Here is a 25,681-nt window from a genome sequence, read left to right as displayed (position 1 = left end):
TATTAAGGGAACGAATATAATCATTACGGAGCTAATCTACCATGAAAAGGGCATTGGCGAAGAGGAGTTTTCCGTTTTCCCAAAAACCTCTGAACAAGGGGTTGTCTACCATATAGACTAATTGTCCCGAGCCATATTTCTCTACTCCGAAGACCAATGTTTCTGCAATTTTTTGTTGTGCATCACTACCGGCGAAACCGGCTACGGGTTGAATGCCGTTGCCGTCGAGATAGGCTACGGTACCTTTGTCGAGGTATGCATAGGCATCGACCCCCAGTTTAAGGCTAAAGTAAATGTCGTCATACCCATAGGCCAAAGGGTGTGTGTTGTTTATTTTGGTTTTGAAAATGGCCCCTGTTATTTCATTCTTGATTTGCTCCCTTTGATCATGGTCATAGATCGGTATGGGGGCTATGCTGTCTTTCTTGATGTTTTTGGCCTTGAGTTGAAGCGTTTTATCTTTGGCAAAATCTTTTAGGGCACTGCCCATTGCTATTAATTTACCGCCATCCCTGACCCACTGCTTAAGGCTTTTCATTCGGGCTTGGTTTAAAAATTGGGCGTACGGCTTGCCGCTGGGCAGGATCAAAACGTCGTATTCGCTAAGATCAACGGTATTGAAGTAGTCGCTATTGAGCACACTTACTGGGTACTGCAACTGCTGTTCGAAAAAATACCAGATTTCACCGAAGTTCAGGGTAGAGGTGGGTTTGCCCGAAAGCAGGGCCACCTTTGCCTTTTTTAGGGGCTGTACCGAATGTGAACCAAAATCTTTTCCTCCGTCAACAAAACCGGTCGAGGTAGGGTATACCACCTTTTGGTGCTTTAAGGCTTTTGAGCGTAAGCTGTCCAAGAAATCCGGAAGGTTTTTATTATCCGATTTGGTAATGATAAGGGTGCCTCGGTCGTAAGAAACACCGTCCATAACAAAGGGGTTTTGGGCATAACGCACCTTAATATTGCTATTGAGCAGGTCGGCTAGGAATCGGGCATCGCTGAAGCTGTTCCATTTTATAAGAAAGGCGTACGACTTGCTTGAGAGTTCTTCTAGGTTTAAGGCCTCGAAGTTGTTCCGGTCCGTTGTGGTTTTTGCGGCAACCTTGGTTTCCGAAGCAATGGCGTTAAGTCCATAGGCATAGGGCAAAGACCATGCGGTAATATCATAGGTAAGGGAGTCGCTTAATTTTGTATTGGGTTCAAAGAGCACCTTTACCAGGGTTCCCTTTTTTTGGTCGGAATTGACAACTAAGGTATTATTGTCGGTTTTTACCGAGCCGTTCTTGCCTGAAACATAATTGAAACCTTTTACGGTCTTGTCGGTGGCCCATTCGTATTCGATTTCGTGTTTGGTCAGTAATTCGGTCAAGGCCTTCAGTTTGTCGGGGTTGCCGTTAAGTACATAACTTTTGTACTTAAAGTCCTTGGGTTGGTAGAACTTTTTGAATTCTTGGTTCAAGCGAACCGCGTTCTGTGATGCGATTTCAAGGGTCGATAGTCCTGTGGTGTGGTGGTGAAGGATCCTGTCCTTGAGGGTGAGCGTATCGCCTGTACCTGTTCGTACGCCTAGACCCGCGCTACCGCTACCGCCCTGTTCGTACGTCATGCCGATACTTCCGTTGTAGGTAGGGAAGGTGTCTCCATAACTTGGGTACAATAGGTCGAAGACTTCCTTGGTAAAATAAAACCATCCGTTCGCATCAAAATATTTTGCGTGGTTTTTCCCTACGGTCGTTTGAAATTCTCGCTGAAAATCGGTAATCACCTCGTGAAAAGGTTCTGCCGCGGGGGCAAAATAATACGGACTGTCCACGCCCTGTTCGTGAAAATCGACGTGAACATGTGGTAACCATTTGTTGTAGACCTTTATACGTTGCCTGCTTTCAACTTGTGTAAGCCATGCCCAATCTCGGTTCAGGTCGAACATATAGTGGTTGGGCCTACCGTTTAGCCAAGGTTCGTGATGCTCCGCACTGTTAGGGTCTATGGTGTAGGGCGAATTTTTATACTGATTGTACCAGTTCACATATCGATCTCGACCGTCAGGGTTGACGCATGGGTCGACAATGACCAAGGTGTTTTCTAAAGATTCCTCTTTATGGGTCAATAGTTCGTACACGGTTTTCATAGAGGCTTCCGTGCTTACGCTTTCATTGCCGTGAACATTATAGCTCATCCATACGATAGCAATGCTGGGCTCCCCTTTTCCTTCGGTGTTCTTTAGGTGTTCCAGCCTGATTTTTTCACGGTTTTTCATGTTCTTGGCCGTTGATATGTAGGCCAAGATCAGCGGTCTGCCTTCGTTGGTTTCCCCGTAGTTTTCAAGTCGTACGCGAGAGGGGGCGTTTTCCGAGAGATACGAATAATAGTCGAGCACACGGTGGTGTGGGGTAAAGCGCGTACCCAGCTCATAACCTAAAAAATCTGATGGAGCCTTTAAATTCTGTGCATGAGAGCTTAGACAGGTGCAAATGAACAAGAGGGAAATGAAAAATCTCATATAGCGAATGTTTCCTAGGAATGCTATCAAAGCTACTGATTATTGGTCGTATATGGTAAGTTTTTCCATTAGTGGTACGAAAAACAGGTTAAAGTAATTAACGTATTTTTAGGAAGCCGCATTGGCGAAGAGTTTTATATTTACACCCTTATGGAAATTGACTGTTTACCTTTTTACAAAACCGGCTATTTTACCGAATTTATTTGCGATTATCTTGCTGAAGAACCGCAGGTGCGAAATTTTTACCATCGATTTCCGAACCTGGAAAATTTTGAGGCCCAAATAGCCGAGAAGGCAACTAGTTTTCCCGATGCGAACAGGGAAGTGCTATACGAGGCGCTCCAAAAACAGTACAAGGGTTTCGATGTTACCGATGCGACCCGAACACATCTTAAAAAATTAAAGGAACCTATTACTTTTACGGTGGTGACCGGGCATCAGTTGAATCTTTTTACCGGGCCATTGTACTTTCTTTACAAGATCGTTTCTACCATAAACCTGACAAAGGAGCTTAAAACGGCCTATCCGAAATATAACTTTGTACCCGTCTATTGGATGGCTACGGAGGACCATGATTTCGAGGAGATCAACTACTTTAACTTCCGAGGAAAAAAATTAAAATGGAATAGAACGGCCTCGGGCGCAGTAGGACACTTGGATACGAAGGGACTTGATGAAATTTTTGAGGCATTTTCAAATCAAATAGGCAACAGTACCAATGCCAAGGCGCTAAAGGAGCTATTTAGAAAATCGTATTTGGAGCATGCCAATTTGGCCGAGGCCACGCGCTATTTGGCAAATGAACTTTTTGGAAAGGAAGGTCTGGTCATTGTAGATGGCGATGATAGAAATTTAAAAAGCCTTTTGCTTCCTTATGCCGAGAAAGATATCTTCGATCAATTGGCCTATAAGAAGGTTTCGGAAACCATAACAGGCTTTGAGGCCCTTGATAAAAAATACAGGGTACAGGTCAATCCGCGTGAAATCAACTATTTCTATCTGAAAGACGGACTCCGTGAACGTATCGTAGAACAGAACGGGGCTTATTTCGTAAACGATACCGAAATCCATTTTACAAAAGACGAACTACGGCAAGAATTAAAGGCGTATCCTGAGCGGTTCTCGCCCAATGTCATTGCACGCCCCTTATATCAGGAGGTCATCTTGCCTAACCTATGTTATATTGGGGGAGGAGGGGAAATAGCCTATTGGCTGGAACTCAAGACTATGTTCGAGGCCATGCAGGTGCCGTTTCCGGTTTTGTTGCTTAGAAATTCGGCCTTGGTGATTACCGACAAACAAAAAGGGAAACTTGAAAAAATGAACCTTTCTGTAGCCGATATTTTTTTAAGGCAAAGCAGTTTTATCAATAAAAAAATAAGGGAAATATCGAATATCGATATCGACTTTACGCCCCAAAAACAATATTTGGAAGAGCAGTTCAGGGCCATGTACGATCTGGCCGAACAGACCGACCCTTCTTTTTTAGGTGCCGTAAAAGCTCAAGAAGTAAAGCAAAAGAAAGGCCTCGACCATCTTGAAAAGCGATTGCTACAAGCGCAAAAACGCAAACTAAAAGACCACGTCATGCGTATGACGGAGATCCAGAACGAACTCTTTCCGAATAAATCATTGCAAGAGCGTAACGTGAACTTCTCTGAACTTTATCTAGAACTGGGCGAAGATTTGATTCCGATGCTCTTAGAGGCTTTAAAGCCTTTGCAACTGGAGTTTACGGTTATTAAGGTGTAGCCCTTGAAGGCTTAAGGGGCCAAGAATTTGCCGGACCAAGATCCATCGATTTTTGAAAACAGTACCCTTATATGGTTAGGTTGCTTCACTTTGAGATATTCCATACTCGTAGGCTCGATTTTTATGGCGCAGAAGTAATGCTCGTCTAGGTATTCTACAGATTCAGGGTTTTCGATAGTGCTTCCGGGGGCTAGGTGAGTGGTGTAATCTTTTTTGTTGCTATCCGGCACGGCACTCCAATAGGTTTTCAATAGGTCGGTATCCGTAATTATCGAAGCCTTGCCTTTTAAACTGATCTGCAATAAATGCTTAGGGTGATAGAACAATAGGCTTACGGCTCCATTTTTCTCTATGTCCTTGACTTTTTGCGAGCGTCTATCCGTATAAAACACCACATCTAGATTGTCGTTAAAGTGCCTAAAGACCACTGTGCGTTGGCTCGGGTGATTCGATTCATCGGTAGTGGCCAGTGTAAAAAAACGAAATGGATGTCCTATTTCGCTTATTCCTTTTTTTATTTCGCCTAGGGTTTCATCCCAGTAAATAGAGGTCATGCGTGTGCTTTTGAATAAAAGTAGAAAAAACTTTTAAAAAGAGGTAGGGTATTTTATGAGTAGGGTGTTATAAATAAAAAATGCTATGAAAAAGTTTATTAATTAAACCGTTTCATGTGTTTAGGTTGGTTTTTTTGATTTTGATGAAAAGTCCGGGTTTGGTATCCCGGACTTTTACTTTTTTAAGGGGTCGTCGCTAATTCGTATTCAATTACTTTTTCGGTAAGTTGGTAGCCGGCAAAAACACCTATACCACCATCGCCTTCAATATTGTTAGGGGCTATGCTGTATTCTACGAAGGGATTGCCATCGTTGTAGTCGTTTAGAAAGGATGCACGCAGGTTCGAATAAAGTATTTCTTCCACATTTGTTACTTGTAGGGTTAGTTTTACGCTAACCGCCTCATCTGTAAAACCGTACGAAAAAGTAGCGTACCGGCTTATGGTCTCTCCATCGCCAATGGCATCGGTTAAAAAGCTGTTTAATTCAAAATCCAAAGGAAAGTAACTGACCTGCTCACCTTCCCTTAATTCTGCCGTGGCACCTATGATGTAGTGGTTTTTCTCATTGGCGAAATCTTGAAAAGCTATATCTAGGATATAATCTTGGTAAAACTCATTTTTTTCGCCTAGCGTTATCTTTTCCGTAATGGAGGGTATTTTTTTAGGGATGCGGCAGGTTGAGGTAAAGTCCTTGCCTTTGGCGGAAACCTGTAAAAAATACGTGCCGCCTTCGATTACGTCAAAAGCTGTAGCCGCTACTTGGTAATTTTTTCTTTCAGGATTATAGGTGAGTTCAACCGCATTGTTTTCTTCGTCTCGAATAACGACCCTTGCATCTTTTATGATGAATTTTTCAACATCGGCCAAGGGGTCGTTCGAGTCTATGGGGGTTCCCACCGCGGCTTTGGTGGTCGATACATGGACGGAAAGTAAGGTGTCTGCGGGCGAGATGTAACCTACGATATAAGTGCGGTCTTCTTCATTGAGAAGTTCATCAGCGTCTACCGGATCTTGGCATGCACTACACAGTAAAGCCAATACGAAACTTATTTGAATGTACTTGCTCATCATGGTTTAGAATTTAAAGGTGTAATTGATCGACGGGATTAATATGAGTACCGATGTCCGCGTTAATTGTTTTTCGATTGGGGCATCGGGGTCGTAACTGTCATTGTCTTTATTGTCGATGGTGTAGATGAACGGATTCTTTCTAGCATAGGCATTGTATAGGGAAAAGCCCCAAATACGCTCTCGGTCTTTCTTTTTCTTTTTGTGGAATTGTACCCCTAGATCCAACCGGTGGCTGGTCTCTCCGCGAAAATTGTTGCGTTGGGTGGTGAAATTTTCCATTCCCGTATAGTTGTTGTAAACCCCCGTGGTGATAATAGGGAAGTCGACAGGGTTGGTAATGTGCTGTTGGTTGGGCAAGGTGTAATTGTTTCCGGTCGATAGTACCCATGTTCCCGATAGGGTGATTTTCTCGTTCGGCTTATAAATACCGACTAAGGATATATCGTGCCTACGGTCGTAACGGTCGTAGAATTTTTGGCCCAAATTCAATTCATCGAACTGTCGTTCAGACCATGATAAGGTATAGCCGAGCCAGCCTGTGAGCGGGCCTGTTTGTTTTCTAAGGAGTATTTCGGCCCCGTAGGCCCAACCTTGTCCTGAAGTAATGTTTTCCTCCCAGTTGCTGTTTTTTCCTGTCTCGAGGTCGTCGATGGCTAAAAACGAGGCGCCTTCCTTATAGGCGATAACGTCATCCAGGGTCTTGTAATAGCCTTCGAGGGTTATTGAATAGTCTTTGTCGAAGAAGTCTTTGGCAACGCCCACAGCGAACTGCTGCGAGGTCTGTGGTTTTATGTTGTCGGTAGATGAGACCCATAAATCCGTTGGCAGTCCTATGCCCGAGCTTGATAAGAGGTGGATGTACTGGTTCATTCGCGAATATGAAGCCTTAAAGGCAAGGTCGGTTTTCATATTATAAGACAATGCCAGCCTAGGTTCGGGGTTTACATAGTGCTTGTCCTTATAGTTGAAATAACTCAGTCTGAGTCCAGGGGATAGGCTTAATTTATCGGTCAATTTCCAATCGTCCTCTACGTAAACTGCACCTTCAAAAGAATTTAGTTCTTGTTCTTTGTCTATGTTAGGGTTGAATTCATCTTTGAGCAACAGCCGCTGTGGTGTAAAGTTGTGCATGGTAGCGTTGGCCCCAAATCGAATGGTGTGTTGGCTGTTGGGGTAATAATCAAAATCGGTCTTTAACGTATAGTCGTTAATACCTGAGCTGCTCTTGAACTCGTATTTCTGGTCTTCAAAATCTTCCTCTATCAATATTTTGAACTTGTAATTACTAAAGATCAACGAGGTGTTGGAGAACAGCTTATTGTTGAATTGGTGGTTCCAGCGAAGGGTAGAGGTGATATTCCCCCATTGTAACCGTGACTTGTCCCTGTCTCCATCTTCATAGACACTGTTGTCATAGAATTTGTCCTGTCCGAAATAGTTGCTCCAGAACAATTTGTCCTTTGGGCTGAAGATGTGATGGATCTTAAAATTAAAATCGGTAAAGTAATACCCGGTTCTATTGCCCTTTTCGCTATCTACAAAGGGGCGGGCCATAATATCTGCATAGGTGCGCCGGCCACTGGCAATAAAAGAGGTTTTTCCTTTATTAATGGGCCCCTCGAGCAATGCCGAAGACGAGATAAGGCCAATATTTACCTTGCCGGAAAGCTTCTCTTTGTTTCCGTCTTTCATATCCAATTTGATGACCGAGGACAGCCGGCCTCCAAAGCGCGCCGGAAACCCCCCTTTGAACGCTTCTACCGATTTTATGGCATCACCGTTAAAGACCGAGAAAAAGCCGAATAGATGATTGGAATTGTAAACAACGGCGTCGTCTAAGATAATTAGGTTTTGGTCGGGTGTACCTCCTCGAACAAAGAAACCGGAACTGCCTTCCGATCCCCCTTGAATACCGGGCATCAGTTGCAGGGTCTTCATTACGTCTTTTTCGCCCAGTAATGCAGGTATGTCTTGAATGTCGGCAGGGTTGATCTGCACTTTACTCATTTGGGTGACCTTGCTTTCCTTTATCCTTTCATCGGCGGTAACGACTACTTCCTCAAGATTTTGGGCGGAAGGCTTCAGGGCTATGGATAGTATCTGGTCTTCCGATAAGTTGATTTGCCGTTTTTCGTTTCCGTACCCAATATATGAAATGATGACTTCATGATTTCCTTCGGGAAGGGTCAAAGAGAAAAAACCATAGTCATTTGTAGTGGTGCCCAGTTTTAATTCGGGTACATACACGGAAACGCCCAGGAGGTGTTCGCCGCTACCACTTTCGGTAACATATCCGCTAATGGTGTATTTCTCTTTGTCTTGGTTGGGGGGTATATAGTTGTTCTTGATAACGAAGGGTAGCCTTCGATTTTTATGGATGCCATTTTCGACCGGGGAAGGAGGGTGACTCGTTTTGGCATGGCCTTGTTGAAAAAGAACTAGAAAAAATGAGGTACAGCAGATTGCTTTTTTCAAGATATGTTCGTTTTTTGATTGATGGAAATACTACTTTTAGACATTGATGAAATGTTTTTGTAGTAGTAAATTCTTACGCAAGAAAGTTATTATCTTTAAGGCGGGCTGTTAATGAAACGATAAATAATTAGGCGTGCAAAATAGCTCTTAAAGGGAAACGGTTTTTTGGGAGGGATGAAAAGGCCTCGTTTCATTTTAGGAAGAAAAACGGTTTAAATTTATTCGTTTTAATACAATTTAACACTTTGTAGGAATAAATTTAAATATTTAAAGACCAGTTGTTTGTTAGTCTTTATATGAAGCTTTGGGTTATATTTTGTGTATTTGTCTGGAATTTGATTTTTAAAGCGAAATCCTTGGGGGATTCATCGAAGAAATGTTGGCAATAGACTCCTTTGAAAAAAATGTAAGATTGAAATAAATCATTTTTTTATGGTCTCGATCGGGTGTCTTTTAAGAAATGCCCCTTTGTTTTTTGCGATGGTTTGGGGTGTGTTTCAAGGTCGTATCCGATTTATTAAAGACGATTGTTAAAAAACGGATTATAATTATCACAAAAGAGTCTTTTCGAGAAAATGGAATTTCCTATTTTTGGCCATGCAAAACAACGTCCTTATACTCGATTTCGGTTCTCAGTACACACAACTCATTGCTAGAAGGGTTAGAGAACTCAATATTTTCTGTGAAATAAAGCCATATAACAAGCTTCCTGACGATTTATCTTCGTACAAAGCGGTAATCTTATCGGGGTCGCCCTTTTCGGTACGTGCCGATGATGCGCCACATCCCGATTTGTCGCAAATCAGGGGCAAAAAGCCACTATTGGCCGTTTGTTACGGGGCCCAATACCTTGCCCATTTCGGTGGGGGTAATGTTGCACCTTCCAATACAAGGGAATACGGCCGGGCCAACCTGTCGTATATAAAATCTGATGAAGCCTTTTTTGAAGGGGTTTCGGAAGGGAGCCAAGTGTGGATGAGCCATAGTGATACCATTCAGAAACTTCCTGAAAAAGGAGTAGTATTGGCCAGTACGCACGATGTAGAACATGCTGCATATAAGATTGAAGACGAGAGTACTTTCGCCATACAGTTCCACCCAGAGGTTTATCATTCCAAAGATGGAAAGAAAATATTGGAAAACTTTTTGGTGAACATCGCCGGCCTTGAACAAACTTGGACCCCGGCTGCATTTGTAGATATGACCGTTTCCGAGTTGAAACAAAAAATAGGAGACGACAAGGTAGTGCTAGGTTTGTCGGGAGGGGTTGATTCTACCGTGGCGGCAGTGCTTCTGCACAAGGCTATCGGAAAGAACCTGTATTGCATATTCGTAAATAACGGCCTGTTGAGAAAGAATGAGTTTCAAGATGTTCTGGATCAATACGAACATATGGGGTTGAACGTTAAAGGAGTTGATGCTTCGGCACGCTTTTTGGATGCCCTTGCGGGGGAAAGCGACCCTGAAAAGAAACGTAAGATCATCGGAAAGGTGTTTATCGATGTGTTCGATGATGAGGCCCACTTGGTGAAAGATGTGAAATGGTTGGCGCAGGGTACCATATATCCTGATGTTATTGAATCGGTTTCGGCAACGGGAGGTCCGTCAGCAACCATCAAAAGCCACCACAATGTAGGGGGCTTGCCTGATTTTATGAAGCTCAAGGTGGTGGAGCCGCTAAAAATGTTGTTTAAAGATGAGGTCCGCCGGGTCGGTAAGAGTATGGGTATCGACGATGAGCGTCTAGGGCGCCATCCCTTCCCGGGACCGGGATTGGCCATTCGTATACTAGGGGATATAACCCGGGAGAAAGTGGCTATTTTGCAAGAAGTAGACCATATTTTTATCCAAGGATTACGTGATTGGGGACTTTATGACAAGGTTTGGCAGGCCGGAGCCATGCTTTTGCCCGTAAATAGTGTAGGCGTAATGGGCGATGAGCGTACTTATGAAAAATGCGTAGCTTTGCGAGCTGTAGAAAGTACCGATGGTATGACCGCCGACTGGGTGAATTTGCCATACGAGTTCTTACAAAAGACGTCAAACGATATTATCAACAAAGTGCCGGGCGTGAACAGGGTCGTATATGACATAAGTTCAAAACCGCCCGCAACCATTGAATGGGAATAGATATGAATCAGTTTTTAAAAATAGGCTTTACGCTTTTATTATTCGTTTTTGTGGGCTGTAAGGCTTCTGCACAGAAGTTTACTACACATGCCGTAAAAAAGGGTGAGACCTTGGTGGGTATCGCCAAACAATATCGCGTCGATACCGAAACCATCCTTAAGCTGAACAAAGAGATAAAAGATGGCGACAATTTAAGGGTCAATACCATCTTGGTCATTCCAAAAGATGGTAAGGCCAAGGCCGTTGCGGAACAGTCTACCGTGAAAACGGCAAGTAGTTCGGTACAAGGCGATAAGGGGGAGGCCCAAGAAGAGCCCATTGGTTTTACTTCTTATACCGTAAAGAAAAGGGAAACCCTTTATAGTATCGCAAAGCGATTTCATATTAGTACGGAAGATATCAAAAAGTACAATCCTGAACTGTATTCTTCACAGTTGAAGCGAAAAATGACCTTGAAAATCCCAAAATACAAAAGGGTAAAACCCGAAGATATTTTGGAAATCAATGAAGACGATTTTGAAACCTACACGGTATTGCCCAAGGAGACAAGATGGAGTATTGCCTATAAGTACGGGATTACCGTAGATAGTATGGAGGTCTTGAACCCAGAACTTTCAAAGGCTAACGACTATTTGGCGGTAGGGCAAGAGCTAAAGCTTCCGAAAATAGCGGGCAGTACGGTCGAGAACCAGCAAACACAATTGTATTTGTCCTATACCGTGCCACCAAAGATGAATTTCTACCAGCTGGAACAAAAATTCGGGGTAAAGTCCGATGAGGTGGTTCGTTTGAATCCTGAGATTCAGGAAAGGGGCGGATTGAAGGAAGGTATGGTCATCCGTATTCCCCAGAAAAAAATAGCAAGTGGCGAAATCAATACGGAGAACTACAACTTTTACGAGGTAAAGCCGAAGCAAACGGAATTTTCGCTTACCCGTAAATTCGGTATTAGTTACAAAGAACTTTTAGAGTTGAACCCAGACTTGGCCCAAGGATTGAAAGCGGGTATGGTCTTGAAATTGCCGAAGGATCAAAAGGGTGATTTTGAAATACGTAATTCCTTGGTTCTTGATAAGATCAATCTCATTGACAGCATTAATGTTCAAAACAGGCCTAAGCTAATGTTTCTTTTGCCTTTTAGGTTAGACAAGCTTGATTTGTCCGATAAGGATCGTGTGGCGAACATTATCGATAAACGAAATAGTCTAAAATATAGTTTGGGACTTTATTCAGGGGCTTTGGTAGCACTGGATTCCATTGCCGACCTTGGGGTATCGGTAGATGTGAAAACAATCGATAACCAATTGAGCATTGAGAAAACCAAGGAAATCTTACAGAAAGAAAACCTGGCTTCGTACAGTGCGATTGTCGGACCCTTGGATATGCCTTCCTTAAAAGAGGCCGCGGTTCGTGCGGGTGGTAAACGAGTGCCGCTTGTAGCACCCATACCGGCAAAGAGCGATTTAAGCCTTGCGAACGTGTTTTTCTCCTATACTTCTGAAGAATTGTTGCGAGAGCGAATGATAGGATACACCGTGGAAAAGCGTACCGATCAGCACATTATTGTTATAGCCGACGATAAAAACCAAGGGGTCAAACGTCAATTATTGGCCACCTTTGCCGATGCCGATACCTTAAAAGTAACCCAAGAGGAGAAAAACATCGGGATCAATATTGATAAACTGACCCGACTATTAAGTGATAAAACCGAAAACTGGGTATTTGTTGAGACCGATAATTTTAAGCTGGTTTCCAGTGTAACCTCTATTTTGAATTCGTTGAATACCGAAGAGGTCAAAGTGCGTATGTTTACCACGGATAAGAATAGTGCCTTCGATAACGAGGTAATCAGTAATGCCCACTTGTCGAATCTTCGTTTTACCTATCCGTCAGTGTACAAGGCCGTGTCTGCCGATGCTTTTTTCAAACGATATGAAAAGCGCTTTGGAAGTGCGCCGGATCGTTATGCCGTTCGCGGTTTTGACCTAACCTTTGATCTTTTGCTCAGGTTGGCTTATAAGAACAATCTTATGGAAGCTTCAAAAACGGTAGGGGAGACCGAGTACTCGGGAAACAAGTTTGATTATGAGCGCAATGGTGCTTCAGGTTATTTTAACCGATCTTCGTATATCCTTACCATGGAAGACCTTCGTATAAAGGAAGCGGAATAAAATTCGGGGCAACCCGAATTTTATTTCTTTTTTGAAAGTCGTATCGTTAACTTGGGGCGAGCATTTTTATGAATTATAACCCCTTGTTTGAGTATGACTTCAAAAGTTACCTATAACGGAGATTTAAGAACTACATGTGAGCACCTGCGGTCAGGTGATACTTTTATTACGGATGCCCCTGTGGACAATAATGGCCTGGGCCAAGCTTTTTCGCCTACCGATACCGTTGCTACCGGTTTGGGAAGTTGTATGGTTACCATGATGGGTATTAAAGCCAAAGGCTTGGAGGTCGACCTTAAGGGGGCTACCGTCGACATTAAGAAACATATGGCCGCCGGGCCAAGACGGATTTCAAAAATTGAAGCTAAATTGGTTTTGCCTTCCAATGTGTCCGACAAGAACAGGAAGATATTGGAAAATACCGCATTGACATGTCCCGTGCTTTATAGTTTGCATCCAGATATAGAGAAAGTAATTACATTTCATTGGGAGCTTTAAAACACTTTATTTGGGCAGTATGTCTTCTGGGGTTCGGTATGGTCTTTTCCCAAGAGGAGGAGGTAATCGTCTGGGACGCGGATAGAAAACTTCAGTGGTCCGATTTTAAGGGGAGTTATTTTAAGACCGCATGGGCCGCCGCAACAACGGCCAGTGGAATTAGTTATTCGTTTACGTCTTTTACAAAAGAAGGGCAACTATATCTTGATTTTGTGGTACAAAGCGAGTTTTATCCACAGAAATCATGGTATCGCCCAGAATTGTGTGATTCTATTATTCTGGGGCACGAGCAATTGCATTTTGATATATCGGAACTCTATGCCCGAAAAATGCGAAAACGACTGGCACAGACCCAATTTACAATGAATGCCAAGGCTGAGGTTCGTGCTATTTATAAGGCCATTTTAAAAGAGTTGGGCAATTTTCAGAACAAATATGATCGGGAGACCAATTTTTCCAGAAATTTAGAAAAGCAGGCCCTTTGGAATAGGCAGATTGAAGCTGCCCTAAAAGAAGAAAAGCCTTCCCGTAATTAAATATAGGAAGGCTTTTATATGGTGTACTTAGGAGTTCTAGAACCTGAACGATACCCCCAAGGTCAAAAAAGAAGAGCCGTAACCGGCTTCTGCAAAACCTGCAAAACTATCTGAAAAATACCAGCGTCCACCGACAAAAGCGCTAGCGCCCGGTCTGCTGTTTAGATCACTGTAATTGTCGCCGCTATAAATACGCATAGAGGCCATAACCCCACCGTATACGTCGAGATTGTCAATGTCGAAACCAGTGTAGTGATAGGCACCGCGGGCACCTATGGTTGTGTATGACCAGCTATAATCATAATTGTCAAAGGAGCTGTCATACGTAAACCTCTTATAGCCAAGGTAGCCTCCAAGACTTATAACGCCGGGGCCGGGCATGTCCCAAACACCCCTTTCGTAGCTGGCGCTAAATACAGGGCTTTCCGTAGAAGTATTGTATCCTCCATAATAGCCGCCTAAACCTATACCGGCATTGATTACATTCGAGCCTACTTCAAATTCTTGGGCCGATGCAAACTGTACTAAAAAAGTAAACACTGCTAATAGGGTAATCGATTTTCTCATTTTTAATTATGTTTAATGAAGTCGTTGTTTTAAAAGCGCTGGGGTAAAATTACGTACATATTTTTAATTTATTTTCCTTCTCGTTGTTATTTAGTGTAAAAGAAGGGGCGCTTCAGGTCTGGGGCAAAAGAACAAGCAAGCGTTGGCGGCTTTCCTTGTGATTTGTTTTTTGTGGGTGGGGCTTAATCCCACTTTACGGTTCCGTTCATGGTCAAAACGGCATCGGTTTTTGTGTTGATGACCGTGGTTTCTGAAAATAACACCTCTTTTTTGTCAAAATCTATACGGTAATCCGAGCCACAATCCATGAAGCTGCCAAAATTGGGACTCGCACAGGCGTGCTTGTATTCGGTGCCGTCTACGGTTATGTTCATCGATAGGGATCGGCTTGCACTACTGGTAGATGCCTCGCCAAGATCTAAGCCTATAATAATGAAATTGTTTTTCAGGTCGCTGGGAACAGGGCCGTTTTTATCTATTTTAGTGTTGTTGTCGGTCAAGATTACGGTTTTGGCATGTCCGGTCAAATCAGAACGGCCAATTGCGATATGTCCGACTTGTAATGATGAGCCGATTTTTCCGGTTTCTTCCCCAGATAGTTGTATCGTCCCGTAGGTCGTGGGTGTGTTGGTTTCGTCGGCCTCTTCGGAATTGCTGCTGCAGGCTACCGTTAAGCTTAGGCCGAGCAAAAGTAGGTTGGTGCGGTAATGGTTGAAGTTTAGTCTGGTGTATTTCATTGGTGGGGTAGGGTTTTAGTTAAGTTTGGTTTAAGAGGGTTTTTAATTGTCCGCATCGCAATTTGCCGAATAAAATTCTAGCTGCGCCTTTTGTTCTTCACTTATAAAGTCTTTACAGGTTTTCAGAATCTTGGCTACGTCCGACTTTATTTCCTCACAGTCTCTATCCTGTTTATCCCACTTTTCGTCAATGTCTTCAATTAAGTTAATGCAATCAAGTGCCTTTTGTGTATCGCTAAGCTCATCTATGGTGTCTTTAACGTTGCAGTTGCTCAAGGTGCATAGGCCTAATAAAAGAATCGTAAAAAGGAGTAATGGTTTTTTCATGGTCTTGGGTGTTTGTTTGGTTTTTTAGATCGGTTTTAATTCTCTGTGATTTTGTATTCGAAATCTTTAAATGTACCGTCGGTAACTACGTAAGTTTTCCCGGTCTCTTCGTTCTTACCTGAAAAACTGAATTCACCTGATAGTAGTTGCTTTTCGTGGTCTATTGAGGTAATCTTGATGTAGACTTTCTCTAAGGTGTCAAGTGTTGAACTCGTGTTGTCATCGTCATCGGTGGCTATGTTTTCCGAGTAGGCGGCAAGGGCGCCTCCTGCCAATACATCTTCAACAACAGTATTCCATTCGGTGCCAGGTTCTAAGGAGTTAAAATCTTTGCCAAATACCGATAGTACGATGTGCTGGGCTTTTTTTAGGCCTAACTCGACATCAAAACCTGAGATTTGTAAAAGATAGTAACCCTTATTGATGGATACACCCGCGCCTGCTAGTTCTAAAAGTTCAGGGGTGGTGAATTTTTTTTCATTGACCTTGGCCGTCATGACCCCTATGATTTCCTTAGCTTCTTCTTCTTCTTCTTCTTCTTCTGCCTCTTTTTCCTCCTCTGTATCGACCTCTTCAAAATCTTCGGCAAGGTCTTCCGCAAGGTCGTTTATGGGGTGGCTGTCGCACCCAGCGGCTATACATAAGGATAGAAGGGTGATGACAAGAACAATTCTTTTGTAGTAGAGGTTTTTCATTTTTTGCAATGGGTTGTTCGGTTTGATAGGGTGAAAATAGGAAATAGTGTTGTGGCGTCCGATTTGCATTTATTAAGCGTGATGCTGGGCGTGGTAGGTGTTGTTTTTTTGTCCGTAATCGTAAAGGGTGTGTTTTTGGTATACAGACCTCAAAAAGAACCATTTATCACAATATTTACGGTTTAGGGTGATGCATACTACGCTGAAACTGTTAAATTTGAAGCATATCCTTGACTTGTACATATGCCCTTATATAGAATAAATGTGCTTACCGTATTGCTAATGTTGTCTTTGTTCGGCGTACGTGCGCAAAGGCCCAAGATAGATAGTTTGAGCTTGCTTTTGAAGGGGCATTTAAAGCAGGATACACTTCGATTGAATATCTTGAACGAGCTGGCCTATACCTATTATTCCGTGGATCCCGCGGTCGGGGTCCTTCGGTCAACGGAGGCCTTGGAACTGGGCCGTAAACTGAACAGTCAAGCGGGTATTGCCACCGCGTATGCGTATCGGGGTCATAATTATAGCGCCTTGGGCGAAGATTCTTTGGCATTGGCCTCTTACGACAAAGCGATGGAGGTCAGAAGGGATATGGGAGACCTGCAGGGGCTCGCCCGATTGATATATAATAAGGGGTTGGTCTACTTTAATGAATCTGACTATGCCCGGGCAAATGATAACAATCGAAGGGCCTATGAGGTATTTGAGAAGGCGAAGGATAGTTTTTTGATGGCTAAAATGCTAAATAGTATAGGTATTAATCATATGTACCTCTCCCAGTATCCCAAAGCCCTGAAAAGTTACCTCGATGCCAAGCGTATTTATGAAGACCTAGGGTTGACCGAAGATCGACAATACGCTTCTATCCTAAGTAATATTGGACTGTTGTATGCTCGGTTGGAAAAATTTGGGCTAGCTGAGGAATTCCAGAAAAAAGCCCTTCTGTTTTTTAAAAAGAACGATTTTCAGGAAGGTGTTGCCAATGCCCTTACCAATCTTGGGAGGGTGTACAACGATACCGGGAATCCTGAAAAAGCCATTGAAAGTTATAAACAGGCCCATGATATCATGGAAAAGAACAAAAATGAAAGGGGGGTGGCCAGTGCTTTGACCAATATGGGGATTGCATATTCTGAAATAGGCCAATATACAGAGGCGATCCCGTATTTTGAAAAGACCCGGAAGATTTATGAAAAGTTGAAGAATGCCAATAATTTGGCTATTGTTCACCGGCATCTAGGAGATTGCTATGCCTTGGGGGTACATAAGAATTTGGGACGGGCCGAAGAAAACTACAAAGCTTCTTTTCAATATGCGAAAGGGGCAGGTAGTGTAAATCTTCAGTTCAATGCCCTTGAACAATTGGCTTCCCTGCAAAGTGAAATGGGAAATTATAAAGGGGCTTACAAAAACAAAACTGAGGCCGTGGTATTGCGCGATAGTTTTGCTTCGGTGGAAAAGAAAGAAGAAATAGCGCTTCTCGAGGCCGAGTACGAGTATGAAAAGGAAAAGTCGGCCCTGCAGACCGCCCACGATAAAAAGCAAGCCGTATCCCAAATGGAAATGGAGCGTCAAGAACTGATGATTGGTGGCTTGGCAGTAGGAGCGGTGTTGATCACGGTTTTTTTCATAGTGGGGTTTCAACTTTATAAGAAAAGGGAGAAGATGTTATCTGAAAAAAAGATTTCAGAGTTCAAGACCAGGGTTGCCGAAACCGAACTGAAGGCGTTGCGTTCTCAGATGAATCCGCATTTTATATTCAATGCCATGAATTCCATAAGTGATTATATGGCTAAAAACGATTTGGAGACCGCTAATGTTTTTCTGGTGAAATTCTCCAAGCTGATCAGGGCTATCTTAGAAAGCTCTGAGAAAAAATGGATATCCTTGGAAGAAGATCTCGAGCTTATGGAATTGTACCTGCAGATTGAAACATTGCGATTAAAAGATAAATTCGGGTACTCTTTTCATGTAGGGGAGCAGGTCGATGTAGAAAACACCATGGTGCCGCCTTTAATTTTGCAGCCCTTTATAGAAAACAGTATTTGGCATGGCGTGGCCCTAAAAAAAACTATGGGGCAAATTGACGTATCCATAAAGTGTCAAAATCAGTTTTTGGTCTGTACGGTAGACGATGATGGGGTGGGGCGACATAAAAACACGGCTGCCCAAAATGGGAAGACTTCAATGGGACTTAAGATAACCAAGAACAGACTGGATATTATCAATCAGTTGAAAAAGGAACGTGGAAGCATTCGCGTATTCGATAAAAAAGAAGGGGTGCGAGTAGAGCTGAAATTGCCTTTGGAACTTCAATTTTAAAGATTTTATGTTGAGAGCGATTATTATAGATGACGAAAAGCACTGTCAAGACCGCTTACTTTTATTGTTGGGCGCACATGGTGCTATACAGGTAGAAAACGTGGCTTCTTCGTTTGAAGAAGGTTTGGTTGCTATAAAAAGACATAGCCCTCAAGTGGTGTTTTTAGATGTGCAACTTCATGATAGGACGGGGTTTGAGCTACTTCAAGAATTGGTCCATGTCAATTTTGAGGTCATTTTTACGACCGGGTACGATACATATGCCTTGGAAGCCTTTAGATTCTCCGCCCTTGATTATTTGTTGAAGCCCATTGCGGAAGACGACTTGCATGTGGCCCTGGAGAAACTGAAGGAAAAAATTTCCCTAAAGGAAATCTCTAAAAAAATGGAAGTGCTATTTCATAACCTTGATAATCAAAAAGCCAGTGATTTTCGAAAAATAGCCGTGCCTACGGTAGACGGACTTTCAATGATAGCGATAACCGACATTGTCCGCTGTCAGTCCGACGTGAATTATACCCACTTGTTTTTGAAGGCCGACAAAAAACTTACAGTGGCCAAGACCCTAAAATATTTTGAAGCCCTTCTTGAAAAACACCATTTTTATAGAACGCACCAATCGCATTTGGTCAATTTAAGCTGTGTAGATAAGTATGTAAAGGGAAAAGGGGGCTATGCCCTTATGAACGATGGTTCGCACATAGAGGTAGCGGTACGCAGAAAAGAAGACTTTTTAAGGAAATTAATGGGGTAAAAAAAACCTTCCCGAAGGAAGGCTTAGCGATTTTTTAAACGTCGCAGATGGTGACACCTTCTTTAAGGGCTGCGATTTTGTCGTCCCAAGTCGGTATGAACTCTTGGGCAACATAGCCTTTGAACCCGGTTGCTAAAATAGCCTTCATGATGGCGGGGTAAAAGAGTTCTTGCGTATCGTTGATTTCGTTTCGGCCGGGATTTCCACCTGTGTGGTAGTGTCCGAAATATTGGTGGTAGTCTTGAATATTGCGAATGATGTCTCCTTCCATAATTTGCATATGGTAGATGTCGTAGAGCAATTTAAAGTTTTCCGAACCTATGGCCTTGCATAGTTCAACGCCCCATGCACTGGTATCGCACATGTAATCAGGGTGGTTTACCTTAGAATTGAGTAGTTCCATTTGCAGTACTACACCGTGCTTTTCGGCAATGGGCATTATTTTTTTGAGTCCTTCCGCGCAGTTCTTTAATCCTTCTGCATCGTCCATTCCGTTCCTGTTTCCGCTAAAGCAGATCAGGTTGGTGTAACCGGCTTCGGCCACTTTTGGAATATGTTGGGAGTAATCGGCAATTAGTTCGGCATGAAGGGAAGGGTCGTTCCATCCTTTTTCAATACCAAACCCGGCGCCCCAACACATAGAGGCGTGAATACCGTATTTTTTCATCAAGGGCCAATCTTCGGGGCCGGTAAGGTCCATGGCCTTTATGCCGAGTTGATTCAGGCTTTTTAGAAAATCTTCCATGGGAATGCCCTTGTAGCACCAGCGGCAAACGCTATGGTTGATATTTCCTTTTAATTCTGTACTTTCAGCACTTGCGGGAGCCATAGCATTCGTAGTTTTGCAGGCCACCAGTCCAACTGAGGCAGCGGCCGATGTACCGATAAATTTTCGTCGTTTCATAATTTCTTGCTATTGTGCTAAAATAAAGATAAAATATTTAGTTTTGAAAATGAATGTAGTTCCCGATAGAGAAAAATTGTTAGAATTGGCACATTATAGGATGCCTTTCGGAAAGTTCAAGGGCAGATATTTGGTAAATCTTCCAGAGCCATATTTGATATGGTATCAACAAAAGGGATTTCCTGAAGGAAAATTGGGAAATCTGTTAAAATCCATGCTAGAAATTAAGGTTAATGGACTAGAGCCGTTAATTCGGAAGATTCAAAAAGATTTTCCCAGGTAATACCTATGATTTCACGGTGCAATTTATATCTTTGTGCCCCGTAACAAAGAACACCAATATGTCGCAGACAAAGTATATTTTCGTTACGGGAGGTGTTACTTCTTCTCTAGGGAAAGGTATTATAGCCGCATCGCTCGCCAAATTGCTACAGGCTCGTGGCTACAAGACCACTATTCAAAAATTAGACCCGTATATCAATGTTGATCCGGGAACCTTGAACCCATACGAACATGGCGAATGCTATGTGACGGATGATGGGGCCGAGACCGATCTTGACCTTGGTCATTACGAGCGTTTCCTGAACGTGAAGACGTCTCAGGCCAACAACGTTACCACGGGGCGGATCTACCAAAGCGTGATCGAAAAAGAACGTAGGGGCGAATTTTTAGGTAAGACCGTTCAAGTAGTACCTCATATTACCAATGAAATCAAACGACGTGTACAGCTTTTGGGCAATAGTGGCGAATACGATATTGTCATTACCGAAATAGGAGGTACCGTGGGCGATATAGAATCATTGCCCTATATCGAATCGGTTAGGCAGTTGTTGTGGGAATTGGGAGATAGTAATGCCATTGTTATACATCTTACGTTGGTGCCCTATCTTTCCGCAGCCGGTGAGTTAAAGACCAAGCCTACCCAGCACTCTGTAAAAACCTTGATGGAAAGCGGTATCAAGGCCGATGTCTTGGTATGCCGTACCGAACACGAGATTTCAAATGAGATCAAAGATAAATTGGCGCTTTTCTGCAATGTAAAAAGGGAAGCCGTTATACAATCCATTGATGCATCGACCATTTACGATGTTCCTTTATTGATGCAAGAAGAGGGGTTGGATACCGTAGTGCTCAAGAAACTGGCACTGCGCGACGATATAGAACCGGACCTTACCCAATGGAAAGAGTTTTTGGGGCAGCATAAAAATCCGAAAAACGAAGTCAATATCGGTTTGATCGGTAAGTATGTTGAACTTCAAGATTCGTATAAGTCCATTTTAGAGGCTTTTATACATGCCGGGGCAGTGAACGAGGTTAGGGTGAACGTTAAGTCCATTCATTCGGAACACCTTTCCGAAAAAAGTTTGCAGAAAGAATTAAAGGATCTGGACGGTATTCTTGTGGCGCCAGGTTTTGGTGAACGGGGTATAGAAGGTAAGATCAAGGCGGTACAACATGCCCGCGAGAACAATATTCCTTTCTTGGGAATCTGTTTGGGTATGCAAATGGCAGTCATTGAATATGCGCGTAACGTTTTGGGCCTTAAGGATGCCAATTCTACCGAAATGGACGAAAACACCCCAAACCCTGTTATTAATTTAATGGAGGAGCAAAAAACGGTAACCAATAAGGGCGGTACTATGAGATTGGGGGCCTGGGACTGTGAGCTTCTTGAGGGTAGTTTGGTCAAAAAGGTATATAACGGTGCCGACAGTATCTCCGAAAGACATCGTCACCGCTATGAATTTAATAGTGATTACAAGGCGCAACTTGAGGCGAAGGGCCTTAAGGCTACGGGTATCAACAAAAAGACCAATTTGGTGGAAATTGTCGAAATACCTGAGCATCCATGGTTTATCGGTGTGCAATATCATCCTGAATATAAAAGTACGGTCGCAAGTCCGCACCCGCTTTTCGTTGGCTTTGTAAAGGCAGCATTAGTGCATAAAACGCAATAAAACAATGCCAGTATGGCATAAAATGCGCTTTTGGACATATATTTGCAAATTGACTGGACCAAACCCTAGTATTTGGCGCTGCGATACAATATGTAACCATCGCGGGTAGTCTAAAAACAATTAATTAGATGGAAGAAAAGAAAGTAGACATAAATTCCATAATCGGTTTTGTGCTGATTTTTGGGATACTGATATTTATGTTTTATCAGAATAGGCCTACTCCCGAAGAGCTTGAGGCCCAAAAAGCTCAAGAGGAACAGGTAGTGGAGAAAGTTGAAAACGACGTGCAGTCGGCAGCATTGGATGCCCCGGCCGAAATCAACCTTCAAGATTCTACGGCCATTGCCAATTATCAAGGTAAAATAGGTGCATTCGGGTATACGACCCCTTCCGATAAGCTTACTGAACTGGACAACGAACTGCTTTCGTTGAAAATCAGTAACAAGGGGGGGCAGATCATCGAAGCCCGAATGAAGCAATACCATACGTACGATTCTATTCCGGTTTATTTGGTACACGAAGGCAATGCGTCTTTCGGACTTGATTTTACTACCACCGACAACCGCGTACTCAATACCAAGGATTTGTACTTTGTACCGTCGTTGAGCGAAAGCAACGGTAACAAGGTACTTTCCATGAAGGCCAAGGCAGGTCCTTCGCAGTTTTTGGAATTCCGGTACGAAATGAAAAAAGGGGACTACCTCGTTGATTTCACCATTCGCTCACAAGGTCTGAACGGCATTATCGACAGTAGCAAGCCCGTTGAGCTGAGCTGGAAACTTAAAGGTATCAGGCACAGTAAGAGTGTGGAATACGAGAATAGGTACACCGAGCTGACCTATAACCACGACGATGGAAAAATAGATTACTTGTCGCTTACCAGTGACGACGAGGAAACGGAGGAAGATGTTAAGTGGATATCATACCGCCAACATTTCTTCAGTTCGATCTTGGCTACCAAAAACAATTTTAAAACAGCTGACCTTACTTCGCGTAATTTAGTGGAGGAAGAGAGCAAAGACACCCAGTTCACCAAATTGTTCGGTGCTACCGTACCATTGGAGCTTACCGCCGGCGAGCTGGCGCATAATATGTTTTGGTATTACGGCCCTACCGATGTAAAGGTGTTAAGTCAATATAAAGAGTTGGGGCTTGATGATTCCATTCCTTTTGGATGGGGTATTTTTGGATGGTTGAACCGATATCTGTTCACTCCCTTCTATTCGTTCTTGAGCTCTTTCTTGCCCTTTGGTGTAGCCATTGTGGTGATGACCATATTGGTTCGATTGGCCATGTCGCCCGTAACCTACAAGTCGTACTTGTCACAGGCAAAGATGAAGGTATTGAAGCCTGAGTTGGCCGAGTTGGGGGAAAAGTACAAAGATAACGCCATGAAGAAGCAGCAAGAGACCATGAAACTTTATGGTAAGGCAGGTGTAAGTCCGATGAGCGGCTGTATTCCCGCATTGTTGCAAATGCCGATTTTCTATGCCTTGTTCATGTTCTTCCCGACCTCTTTCGCTTTGCGTCAAAAACCATTTTTATGGGCGGACGATTTATCATCATATGACGTAGTGGCCAATTTGCCTTTCCATATTCCGTTTTATGGGGATCACGTTAGTTTGTTTCCTATTTTGGCCTCTATTGCCATATTCTTCTATATGACGATGACCACAGGTCAGAACATGCCGCAACAACCGGGTATGCCTAACATGAAGTTTATCATGTATCTCATGCCGGTTATGATGTTGTTCTTCTTTAACAACTATGCGAGTGGATTGAGTTTGTACTACTTTGTTTCGAACTTGATTACCATTGGTATTATGTTGGTCATCAAGAATTTTATTTTGGACGATGCGAAAATCCATGCCCAAATTCAAGAGAACAAAAAGAAGCCCAAAAAGGAAAACAAGTTTCAGCGACGAATGCGCGAAATGATGGAGCAAGCCGAAGAACAAAAGAAAACCGGTAAGAAGTAATCTACTGACTTCAGTACCACGGTATTTATAAAACAAAAAACCCTGACATTTCTGTCGGGGTTTTTTTAGCATTCAGTTAGTTTGGTAAGATTTGGGACTCCAAAGATGCGCCATAACTACAGTTAAAAAAAAATAGAGTTGTCAAGTGGCTGTTTTTGTATGCTAACTCAGTAGGGCTTGTTGTCTGATTTGTTTAAAATCAAAATCATCGATAAAAAGTCTTTTTTAAAGTCTTCAATCTGACAGGTTTAAGAATAGAAAATTGAAAGACCGCTAGTTGAAAGCTGATATTTGAACTACGGATACGAACAAAAAAAAGCCGCTGAATTCAGCGGCTTTACTTTTGTGATGGATAAACGAATATTAGTCTTGGGGGGTGTTGGGTAATAAAACGGTATCTACAGCATGAATTACACCGTTCATGGCTTGAACATCGGCCTTGACGATATTGATTCCCGAATTTCCGGCACCGTCCGTTATGGTAAACGAATCATTGGCGGCGGTAAAGGTGAGGGCGTCCCCTTGTAGGGTTGCTGGCGAAACCAGTCCGTCACTTAAATCCCCGGAGACAATATTGGCCTCTGCTATGACGTGGTGTGTTAAGACCGCAGTCAAATCTTCTCCCTCAGGTACTTCGGCTAGTGCTGCAAAAGCACTGTTTATAGGGGCAAATACGGTAAAGGGCGTGTCTTCCGTGGTAGAGCTGAGTATGCTTACGAAATCAGGTTGTCCTTCGGCAGTAAGTACGCTCACCAAAGTTGAGAAGTTTTCACTGTCAGCAGTGGCGAAGGTAACAATGGTAGGTAAATCGATTACCATATCTACGGCGTGTATGATGCCGTTGGTGGTTACTACATCGCTGATGATTACTTGACTTGTTCCGTTCAATACAACGCCGTCATCCGTATTTACATAAATGCTCAAATTATCTCCGTCTTCGTTTGTTGCTACAGTATTTGCATAGCTGTTACTTAGGTCACCGGCAGCAAGGGCCGCACCCATAATAACATGGTTTGAGAGAATGCCGTTCAAAGCATTTTCGTTCGGGTTTTCAAATGCGGTAAAAGCATCGTTGGTAGGGGCGAATACGGTAAATTTTTGTTCGGCATCACCTAATAAATCGGTAAACACCGTGTTGTTGTCCGCCGTCAATGCCGCAACCAAGTCAGTAAAAGCACCGTTGTACGTGGCATGGTTTACGATGTTCGGCAGGCCTATTACCATGTCTACTACATGTATGGTTCCGTTAGAGGCCTCAATGTCGGCCGTGGTCACTGATGAACCATTAATGGTCACCCCATCTTCAATATTGACGTAGAGACTGAGGTTTTTACCATCAACCCCTGCGGTAGAAGAGGAAGGGTAGTAGGTAGATTCTAAGTCGGCGGCTTTTACGTTGCCACTTACTACGTGGTTCAAAAGAACCTGCTTTAGGGTTTCTTCGGGAATATCGTCTAACGAAGTAAAGTTGTTATCGCTCAAAAAAGCCTGAAAGGCCGCATCGGTTGGGGCGAAAACGGTAAAGGGGCCATCTCCTTGAAGCGTAGAAACTAAATCGGCTTCGCCGAGGGCTTCCACTAAAATAGAAAGGTTGGGGTCGGTAATGGCGATATCTACAATATCGGTCTCGGGTTCCATGGGAATAACGGGGGCGTTGTCATCGTCGCTACAAGAGACAAACAATACTACGGTAAAGACTAAGCCTAATACGCTTTTAAAATTGTTGAGAGTCATAATACATATATTAAATGT

Annotated in this window: 20 protein-coding genes and 1 pseudogene; 10 read left to right on the top strand and 11 right to left on the bottom strand. The window is 43.1% G+C overall.

Annotation, left to right across the window (positions count from 1 at the left end; all coding sequences use genetic code 11):
• Positions 1 to 31 precede the first annotated feature (31 nt).
• Entirely contained in the window at positions 32 to 2,497 is a 2,466-nt protein-coding gene (locus tag BW980_RS18350; RefSeq protein ID WP_076456618.1) for a M14 family metallopeptidase, read from the bottom strand.
• A gap of 150 nt (positions 2,498 to 2,647) precedes the next feature.
• Here BW980_RS18350 and bshC point away from each other — a divergent pair, with 150 nt between their 5' ends.
• The gene (gene bshC, locus BW980_RS18345) at positions 2,648 to 4,249 is read left to right on the top strand and encodes a bacillithiol biosynthesis cysteine-adding enzyme BshC (RefSeq protein WP_076456617.1); all 1,602 of its coding nucleotides are present in this window, start codon (positions 2,648 to 2,650) and stop codon (positions 4,247 to 4,249) included.
• A gap of 11 nt (positions 4,250 to 4,260) precedes the next feature.
• Here bshC and BW980_RS18340 read toward each other — a convergent pair whose 3' ends face one another.
• The 3 genes from BW980_RS18340 to BW980_RS18330 all read right to left on the bottom strand — a co-directional run bounded on the left by BW980_RS18340 (position 4,261) and on the right by BW980_RS18330 (position 8,351).
• Positions 4,261 to 4,803 carry a pyridoxamine 5'-phosphate oxidase family protein gene (locus tag BW980_RS18340; RefSeq protein WP_076456616.1) on the bottom strand — a complete coding sequence of 181 codons (543 nt, stop codon included), beginning with the start codon at positions 4,801 to 4,803 and terminating at the stop codon, positions 4,261 to 4,263.
• Between the two features lie 182 nt (positions 4,804 to 4,985).
• The gene (locus tag BW980_RS18335) at positions 4,986 to 5,873 is read right to left on the bottom strand and encodes a DUF4249 family protein (protein WP_076456615.1); all 888 of its coding nucleotides are present in this window, start codon (positions 5,871 to 5,873) and stop codon (positions 4,986 to 4,988) included.
• 6 nt (positions 5,874 to 5,879) lie between these two features.
• On the bottom strand, positions 5,880 to 8,351 hold the full coding sequence (locus BW980_RS18330; RefSeq protein ID WP_245800102.1) for a TonB-dependent receptor: 2,472 nt from the start codon (positions 8,349 to 8,351) through the stop codon (positions 5,880 to 5,882).
• Positions 8,352 to 8,948: 597 nt separating this feature from the next.
• Here BW980_RS18330 and guaA point away from each other — a divergent pair.
• The 4 genes from guaA to BW980_RS18310 all read left to right on the top strand — a co-directional run bounded on the left by guaA (position 8,949) and on the right by BW980_RS18310 (position 13,686).
• Positions 8,949 to 10,481 carry a glutamine-hydrolyzing GMP synthase gene (guaA, locus tag BW980_RS18325; RefSeq protein WP_076456614.1) on the top strand — a complete coding sequence of 511 codons (1,533 nt, stop codon included), beginning with the start codon at positions 8,949 to 8,951 and terminating at the stop codon, positions 10,479 to 10,481.
• Positions 10,482 to 10,483: 2 nt separating this feature from the next.
• Complete coding sequence (locus BW980_RS18320; RefSeq protein ID WP_245800100.1) at positions 10,484 to 12,652, top strand: PBP1 and LysM peptidoglycan-binding domain-containing protein; 2,169 nt, start codon at positions 10,484 to 10,486, stop codon at positions 12,650 to 12,652.
• Between the two features lie 93 nt (positions 12,653 to 12,745).
• Positions 12,746 to 13,150 (top strand): OsmC family protein, encoded by a 405-nt coding sequence (locus BW980_RS18315; protein ID WP_076456612.1) that lies wholly within the window; start codon positions 12,746 to 12,748, stop codon positions 13,148 to 13,150.
• On the top strand, positions 13,138 to 13,686 hold the full coding sequence (locus BW980_RS18310) for a DUF922 domain-containing protein (RefSeq protein WP_076456611.1): 549 nt from the start codon (positions 13,138 to 13,140) through the stop codon (positions 13,684 to 13,686). Before BW980_RS18315 ends, BW980_RS18310 begins: the two co-directional genes overlap by 13 nt.
• Before the next feature lie 36 nt (positions 13,687 to 13,722).
• Here the strand turns inward: BW980_RS18310 and BW980_RS18305 are convergent, their stop codons facing one another.
• The 4 genes from BW980_RS18305 to BW980_RS18290 form a co-directional block, all read right to left on the bottom strand.
• Positions 13,723 to 14,253, bottom strand: coding sequence for a hypothetical protein (locus BW980_RS18305; protein ID WP_076456610.1), 531 nt, complete (start codon positions 14,251 to 14,253; stop codon positions 13,723 to 13,725).
• 182 nt (positions 14,254 to 14,435) lie between these two features.
• Entirely contained in the window at positions 14,436 to 14,990 is a 555-nt protein-coding gene (locus tag BW980_RS18300; protein ID WP_076456609.1) for a hypothetical protein, read from the bottom strand.
• Positions 14,991 to 15,032: 42 nt separating this feature from the next.
• Positions 15,033 to 15,317 (bottom strand): hypothetical protein, encoded by a 285-nt coding sequence (locus BW980_RS18295; protein ID WP_139327730.1) that lies wholly within the window; start codon positions 15,315 to 15,317, stop codon positions 15,033 to 15,035.
• A gap of 35 nt (positions 15,318 to 15,352) precedes the next feature.
• A complete protein-coding gene (locus BW980_RS18290) occupies positions 15,353 to 16,081 on the bottom strand; it encodes a hypothetical protein (protein ID WP_076456607.1) in 729 nt (242 codons plus the stop codon).
• A 174-nt stretch (positions 16,082 to 16,255) separates the two neighbouring features.
• On the opposite strand from BW980_RS18290, the gene BW980_RS18285 reads away from it, so the two are divergent.
• Positions 16,256 to 18,334 carry a tetratricopeptide repeat-containing sensor histidine kinase gene (locus tag BW980_RS18285; RefSeq protein WP_076456606.1) on the top strand — a complete coding sequence of 693 codons (2,079 nt, stop codon included), beginning with the start codon at positions 16,256 to 16,258 and terminating at the stop codon, positions 18,332 to 18,334.
• Between the two features lie 7 nt (positions 18,335 to 18,341).
• Complete coding sequence (locus tag BW980_RS18280) at positions 18,342 to 19,088, top strand: LytR/AlgR family response regulator transcription factor (RefSeq protein ID WP_076456605.1); 747 nt, start codon at positions 18,342 to 18,344, stop codon at positions 19,086 to 19,088.
• Between the two features lie 34 nt (positions 19,089 to 19,122).
• Here BW980_RS18280 and BW980_RS18275 read toward each other — a convergent pair whose 3' ends face one another.
• Positions 19,123 to 19,992: a hydroxypyruvate isomerase family protein gene (locus BW980_RS18275; protein WP_013991940.1), complete on the bottom strand. Its 870-nt coding sequence runs from the start codon at positions 19,990 to 19,992 to the stop codon at positions 19,123 to 19,125.
• A gap of 9 nt (positions 19,993 to 20,001) precedes the next feature.
• Positions 20,002 to 20,055 (bottom strand): annotated as a pseudogene (locus tag BW980_RS23030) (hypothetical protein); the annotation flags it as partial.
• Between BW980_RS23030 and BW980_RS18270 the strand changes: the two are divergent.
• From BW980_RS18270 to yidC, 3 genes are all read left to right on the top strand, one after another.
• Complete coding sequence (locus BW980_RS18270) at positions 20,042 to 20,275, top strand: DUF3820 family protein (RefSeq protein WP_076456604.1); 234 nt, start codon at positions 20,042 to 20,044, stop codon at positions 20,273 to 20,275. The pseudogene BW980_RS23030 and the gene BW980_RS18270 sit on opposite strands and share 14 nt — an antisense overlap.
• Positions 20,276 to 20,333: 58 nt before the next feature.
• Positions 20,334 to 21,950 carry a CTP synthase gene (locus tag BW980_RS18265; RefSeq protein WP_076456603.1) on the top strand — a complete coding sequence of 539 codons (1,617 nt, stop codon included), beginning with the start codon at positions 20,334 to 20,336 and terminating at the stop codon, positions 21,948 to 21,950.
• Positions 21,951 to 22,078: 128 nt separating this feature from the next.
• Positions 22,079 to 23,929: a membrane protein insertase YidC gene (gene yidC / locus BW980_RS18260; protein WP_076456602.1), complete on the top strand. Its 1,851-nt coding sequence runs from the start codon at positions 22,079 to 22,081 to the stop codon at positions 23,927 to 23,929.
• Between the two features lie 363 nt (positions 23,930 to 24,292).
• Here yidC and BW980_RS18255 read toward each other — a convergent pair whose 3' ends face one another.
• Complete coding sequence (locus tag BW980_RS18255) at positions 24,293 to 25,663, bottom strand: fasciclin domain-containing protein (protein ID WP_076456601.1); 1,371 nt, start codon at positions 25,661 to 25,663, stop codon at positions 24,293 to 24,295.
• Positions 25,664 to 25,681 lie beyond the last annotated feature (18 nt).

The sequence above is a fragment of the Zobellia uliginosa genome (genome assembly GCF_900156625.1).
Lineage (GTDB): Bacteria > Bacteroidota > Bacteroidia > Flavobacteriales > Flavobacteriaceae > Zobellia > Zobellia uliginosa.
The sequence above is the reverse complement of the archived record's forward strand: the minus strand, read 5'-3'. Positions and strand labels throughout refer to the sequence as shown.